The sequence below is a fragment of the Micromonospora sp. NPDC049799 genome (genome assembly GCF_040656655.1).
GTDB lineage: Bacteria > Actinomycetota > Actinomycetes > Mycobacteriales > Micromonosporaceae > Micromonospora.
Window position 1 is genome coordinate 1 of sequence record NZ_JBFAMU010000305.1, and the last position, 5,926, is coordinate 5,926.

6 protein-coding genes and 1 pseudogene are annotated in these 5,926 nt (G+C 72.5%); 3 read left to right on the top strand and 4 right to left on the bottom strand.

What is annotated here, in order from left to right; translation table 11 throughout:
- Positions 1-87 precede the first annotated feature (87 nt).
- Together AB0I76_RS20570 and AB0I76_RS20575 are read left to right on the top strand one after the other, a co-directional pair.
- Positions 88-378 (top strand): annotated as a pseudogene (locus AB0I76_RS20570) (hypothetical protein); the annotation flags it as partial.
- Positions 379-509: 131 nt separating this feature from the next.
- Positions 510-1,097: a YbjN domain-containing protein gene (locus AB0I76_RS20575; protein WP_357037718.1), complete on the top strand. Its 588-nt coding sequence runs from the start codon at positions 510-512 to the stop codon at positions 1,095-1,097.
- Positions 1,098-1,160: 63 nt separating this feature from the next.
- Here AB0I76_RS20575 and AB0I76_RS20580 read toward each other — a convergent pair whose 3' ends face one another.
- The 3 genes from AB0I76_RS20580 to AB0I76_RS20590 all read right to left on the bottom strand — a co-directional run bounded on the left by AB0I76_RS20580 (position 1,161) and on the right by AB0I76_RS20590 (position 4,402).
- On the bottom strand, positions 1,161-1,589 hold the full coding sequence (locus AB0I76_RS20580; RefSeq protein ID WP_357037721.1) for a globin: 429 nt from the start codon (positions 1,587-1,589) through the stop codon (positions 1,161-1,163).
- A 51-nt stretch (positions 1,590-1,640) separates the two neighbouring features.
- A complete protein-coding gene (locus AB0I76_RS20585; protein ID WP_357037724.1) occupies positions 1,641-3,059 on the bottom strand; it encodes an MFS transporter in 1,419 nt (472 codons plus the stop codon).
- 239 nt (positions 3,060-3,298) lie between these two features.
- Positions 3,299-4,402 (bottom strand): mechanosensitive ion channel family protein, encoded by a 1,104-nt coding sequence (locus AB0I76_RS20590; RefSeq protein WP_357037727.1) that lies wholly within the window; start codon positions 4,400-4,402, stop codon positions 3,299-3,301.
- A 276-nt stretch (positions 4,403-4,678) separates the two neighbouring features.
- On the opposite strand from AB0I76_RS20590, the gene AB0I76_RS20595 reads away from it, so the two are divergent.
- Complete coding sequence (locus AB0I76_RS20595; RefSeq protein ID WP_357037730.1) at positions 4,679-5,212, top strand: HNH endonuclease; 534 nt, start codon at positions 4,679-4,681, stop codon at positions 5,210-5,212.
- Positions 5,213-5,224: 12 nt separating this feature from the next.
- On the opposite strand, the gene AB0I76_RS20600 is transcribed toward AB0I76_RS20595, so the two are convergent.
- On the bottom strand, positions 5,225-5,926 hold a 702-nt coding region (locus tag AB0I76_RS20600; protein ID WP_357037733.1), incomplete at its 5' end, for a class F sortase.

Here is a 5,926-nt window from a genome sequence, read left to right on the forward strand (position 1 = left end):
CGTCCGTGCCCGGCGAGCGCGCGACCGGCGGATTCCCACCGTGACCGGTCAGGTCTGCGCCCGGACGAGGGGGAACTCCAGGGAGCCGGCCGGGCGGTCGGACAGCGGGCGGTACGCGACGCCCTGCTCGACCACGTGCCGGTGGTGGTCACTCCGGACGACGCGCCGGGTGATCCGGTGGAGGTGCCCCAGCGGCTGGTGCAGGGACTGGTCCGGATGGGCTTCCTCGGCACCGCCGGGACGACGCCGGACGGCGGCGACGTTCAGGTGCGGGTGGCCGCCCGATGGGTCGGTCTTGTGGGGCCGTACGGAGCGGCATGGTCGCAAAAGGCTACGGATCTTGCTGTCCGAGTCGCCACAACTCATACCTTCGGATGACCCAGGTTCATTCTTCTGGCCTGGGGCTGCCGTTGGGGGGATGCTTCAACCCGGCTGTCCGGGTACCGTCCATCCTCGGATCCAACGCACCGTAGGCGGCTGGATCCGCTGGGGAGTGAGGTGCGCGAGCGATGCCGTGGTGGTCATGGCGCCCCGGTCCCGCCAACGGCGGCGGTGAGCCGGAAGGTCGGAGCGGGATCACAGTGGAAGGCACCGTCCGGGTCGGACCACCGGCCCCCCGGCAGCCGGGAGACAACTGCCCGGGTGTCGACCGGCCGGCGATCGCCTCGATGCCGGCCACCGTCGAGCCGGTGACGCTGAGCCGGGTGTGCGACGCGCTCGACCTGCTGGACGTGCGTTACCTCGCCGACGGTGACGGGAACCTGCTGGCCATGTGGGAACGGCACGCGGTCCTGGTGACCCTCGAAGGCCCGGAGGACGAGATCCTGGTGATGCGGGCCCGCCCGCACGCGACGGTGCCGCCGGACTGGGAGGACCGCGCGTACCGCGTGGTCAACGAGTGGAACCACACCCGCCGCTTCTGCAAGGCCTACATCGGCGACCCGACCGAGCGCGGGCAACTGCCCATCTACGCGGAGCTCCAGGTGCCGTTCGGCGCGGGGGCACACGACGCGCTCCTGGTCGAGATGCTCGACTGTGGCGCGGCGGTGGCCACCAGCTTCGTCGACTGGCTGCACGACGAGGGCGCGCTCCTCTGACCGCCGGCCGGTGCGCCCCTCGCGGCGGCCGGCCCACGGCGGCCTCCGCCCGGCGCGGGGCCGTCAGGCCGGTCCGGCCGGGTCCTCCATCACGTTGACCATGAAGTACGCGGCCCGCTCCAGATAGTCCCAGAGGGCGGTGGCCAGCTGCGGCGGCAGGTCGAGCCGGTCGACGGCCCGGCGCATGTGCAGCAGCCACGCGTCCCGCTCGGCGGCGCCGATCCGGAAGGGCGCGTGCCGCATCCGCAGGCGGGGATGACCGCGCTGGGAGGAGTAGGTGTTCGGGCCGCCCCAGTACTGGATGAGGAAGAGGGTCAGCCGGTCGGCCGCCGGGCCCAGGTCCTCCTCGGGGTACATCGGGCGGAGCAGCGGATCCATGGCGACACCTGCGTAGAACTCGTCGACCAGCTTGCGGAAGGTGGGTTCGCCGCCGATCGCCTCGAAGAGGGTCGTCGACGCGCCCGGACGGTCCGATGCACCTGCGGCAGTCACCGCTCCATCCTGCCAGGTGGCTGCGGGAGCGTCCGGGGTGCCCGTTGTGCGTCAGGTCACCGCGTGCCGGTGACGGCCCGGCTCACCCGGCCGCCCCACCGGGTCGTCGGTGGTGGGGCGGAGGCATTCGCTGCCCGTACGTGCGGACGAGGTGCCCACCGTCGCCGTTCCGGCCGCGTCCGGCGCGTCGTCCCGGCGCTCGAACCGCGCCGCGTCGACGGTGGCGTCGATCGTCGCCCGGCTCGGCCAGGACAGTGCGGTGACCGTCATCAGCACCACGCCCGCCGCGCTCCACAACCCCACCACCAGCGGGATCGAGAACCGCTCGGCCAGCAGGCCGGTGACCAGCACCGCCATCCCCTGGATCACCTGCACCCCGGTGGCCATCACGCCGAACGCGCGAGCCCGGAACCCGTTCGGCAGTGCCTGGACGAACAGGCCGTTGGCCACCGGCAGCAGGCCGGCGACGGCGAACCCGCAGGCCGCCGCGAGCAGTGCCACCACGACCGGCGGCGGGTCGAGCAGGGAGGGTACGAGCACCAGCGGGGCGAGCACCGCCAAGGGGCGCATCAGGGCCAGGCGCCGGGCCGGTGCGACCGCCCGCCCGATGAGCAGCCCGCCCAGGATGAAGCCGATCGGGTTCGCGGCCATGATGACGGCCTGCGCGGTGCCGGCGTTCATGCCGCCCGAGTGCTCGGAGGCCCAGGCCGCTGCCAGCCCCTCCGGCACGATCGAGAAGAGCATGGCGCTGAACACCAGCACGGCGATGGCCCGCAGGACCGGGGTGCCGAAGACGATCCGGAAGCCGTCACCGGTCTCCCGCAGGAGGTGGCTGCGGTGCTCGGCGGTCATCGCGGACGGTCGGTCGGCGACCCCGAAGTGCACCAGCGCGGCGGACAGGGCGAAGGTCACCGCGTTGGCCAGCAGCGCGACCGTCGGGCTGAACGCGGCGATGGCGGCACCCGCCAGGTAGCCGCCCACCTGCGCGGCCTGCCCGACGCTGCCGTTGATGGACAGCCCCAGCACCAGGCGGTCGCCGGTCAGCATCAGCGGCATCAGCGCGGACCGGGCGGCCTGGCTCGGCGGATTGGCCAGGGTGGTGGCGAAGAGCAGGGCCAGGGTGAGACCGACCGGCGCCTCGGGGATGGCGATGAGCACCATCAGGGCCATCCGGATGAGGTCGCAGGCGACCATGACGTTCCGGTAGCGGTACCGCTCGGCGAGCGTGGCGAGGAACGGCCCGCCGACCAGCCATGGAAGGTAGCTGACCGCGAACGCGGTGGCGGAGAGCGCCACCGACTCCGTCTCCTGGTAGACCAGGAGCGTCACGGCCGCCTTGGCGATGTAGTCGCCGACCCACGACAGGGTGCTCGCCGTGAGGACGAACCGGTACTCACGCTGGGCGAAGACCTCGCGGAAGGTGGCCGGGCCTTCCGGGGAAGGTCGCTCGTCGGGCACCGTCGCCTCCATCGTTCCGATGGGCCGGTCACTCGTGATGGTGGGCCCGGGAACCGTCGTCAGATCTACGGATCAGCGAGGACGTGACCACGCTCCGGCGGAAGCGCGTGTCCCGGATTCTGCCCGATCGTCCGACAACTGGCTAGGGTGAACGGGTTGAACGTCGCATCACCGACTGAACGAACGGACGATACCCGAGGGGCTCCCCGGCTCGCGACCCCCGCTGTCCGGGCATCACCGTCTTCGTACGGTCACACGGTTCCACCCGGGGTGGTGGCCCCCGGCGCCGGTGGCGCACCCGGTGCGGTGCCCCCCGGGAACCCCGGTACGCCGGACGCCGCTCCCGGCATGCCCGGGTAGAGCCGGGCCGCCGCGATCTTCGCGGTGATGCCCGAGTTCTCCAGCGCCTCGGCCAGTCGCCGGCGCAGTTCCCGGCCGACCGCGAACTGCCCGTCGGCGGTCGTCTTCACGACCGTACGGATCACCGCCCCGTCCACGGTCATCTGCTCCACGCCCAGCACCTCGGGCGGCTCAACGATCTCCGGCGCCAGTTCGGGGTCCAGGGCGACGGAGGCCGCGGCGGTACGCAGCACCGCGTTGGCCTCCTCCGTGCCGGCGAAACCGATCGGCAGGTCGACCACGACCAGCGCCCAGCCCTGGCTCTTGTTGCCCACCCGGACGATCTCGCCGTTGCGGATGTACCAGAGCACGCCCCGGCCGTCCCGGACGGTGGTGACGCGCAGCCCCACCGACTCCACCACGCCGGTGGCCTCACCCAGGTCCACGGTGTCCCCGACGCCGTACTGGTCCTCGATCAGCATGAACAGGCCCGCGATCAGGTCCTTCACCAGGCTCTGCGCGCCGAAGCCGAGGGCCACGCCGGCGATCCCGGCGCTGGCCAGCAGTGGCGCCAGGTCGAAGCTGAACTCCTTGAGCACCATCAGCAGGGCGATGCCCATGATGAAGGCGGTGGTGAGGCTGCGCAGCACCGACCCGATCGCCTCGGCCCGCTGGCGCCGCCGCTCGGGCACGAACTCACCCGGCTCGGTGGCCGCGCTGGGGATCCGCTCGCGCAGCGGCCGCAGCATGGTCGGGACACCCGCGTCGGTGGTGGTCCGCACGAGCCGGCTGATCGTGCGGTGCACCAGCCAGCGCGCGACCACCGCCAGCAGCAGGATCAGGCCGATGCGGACCGGCTTGAGCAGGATCCAGTAGCTGCCCTCGGCGAACCAGACCGAGCCGGTCAGGTCGTAGACGCCCTTGCAGAGAGAGTCGTTCAGGCAGGTGGGCGACGGGTCCGGTGCCGGCGCCTCGACGGCGGGCAGGGTGGGCGGCGGCAGACTGACAGAGGTCACCGTGTGTTCGTACCGCACCCACCGGCGCCCCGCCGCACCGACCCTCCGGATGGTGACGGCCGGTCGTACGGGGGCGAACCGGTCACCGGCGACGCGGGTCGGGGAACGCTTCGGTGGGGGACCCCGGATTAGTACGTGCAATCCGGGGTCTTATCAGGGACTATTGGCGCACGGACGTCGGTGATCCGGCCGGCGTCGGCCGTGGTGGGTCGCTGCGCCCAATTCCCCGGTCGGCGGTGGCACGCATGGGGCCGCTGAACCGGGAGGGTGAGCGCGATGCCTGACATACGACCCACGGTGGGCTCCGGCGCGCTGGTTCTCAACGCCACCTACGAGCCGCTGTGTGTCGTGTCGGTGCGTCGTGCCGCCATTCTCGTGCTGTCCGCCAAGGCGGTCTGCGTCGCCGACGGCGAAGGGGTGCTGCACAGCGCCCGCAACGCTCTCCCGGTGCCGTCGGTCGTCCGTCTGACCCGTTTCGTCCGGGTGCCCTACCGCACCCACGTTGGGCTCTCCCGCCGGGCGATCTTCGCCCGGGACGGTTGGCGCTGCGCGTACTGCCGGGGACCGGCCGAGACCATCGACCACGTCTTCCCCCGCAGCCGGGGCGGCCGGCACGCCTGGGAGAACGTCGTCGCGGCCTGCGCCCGCTGCAACCACACGAAGGGCGACAAGACCCCGGCCGAGCTCGGATGGCGGCTGCACGCGTTGCCGGCGGCACCGAAGGGCACCGCCTGGCGGGTGCTCGGGCACCGGGCTCCGGATCCGCGCTGGGCCGACTGGCTGGACCTCCGCGAGCCCGAGGCCGCCTGAGCCGCCGGCCCGTCAGTTCTCGCGGGCCTGGACGAGGGACGCGAACACCACCACGTTGTCGGCGTAGCCGGTCCCGCCGCCCACCCACCGGCCGCCGCACGTGACCAGCCGCAGATTGGGGCGGCTGAAGTCGCCGAAGACCTCGTCGGTGGGGAAGCGCTCCTTGTCGAACCGCTCCACCTCGTTCACCTCGAAGACCGCCACCGTGCGGTCGGTGCGGGTCACCTCGATGCGGTCGCCCTCGCCGAGCTGCCGCAACTCGTGGAAGACGGCCGGTCCGGAGTTGGTGTCGACGTGCCCGACGATCACCGCCGGCCCGTACTGACCCGGGGTCGGGCCCTGGTCGTACCAGCCGGCCTCCTGCGCGCGGGTGGAGTCCGGTGCGGCGATGGCGCCGTCGGAGGCGAGCCCGACGCTGTGCACGGGCGCCTCGAGGTCGAGCGTGTCGATCTCGATGCCGACCGGCGGGCTCGCCGGCAGGACCGGGAACTTCTTCGGCGGTGGTCGCAGTCCGGCGATGAACCGGTCCGGCAGGACGCGGTAGCCGGTGACGCGCTCCACCCCGAGCATCGTGACGATCAGCATCATCAACGTACCGATCACGAGGATCGGGAACCCCGGGTGCCGTCCGGGCGCCAGCCTCCGCCGCCCGGCGGCCACCCGGCGCTGTCGCTGACGCGCGGGCAGCGGCCCGGCTGCCGGGTCCGTGGTCGG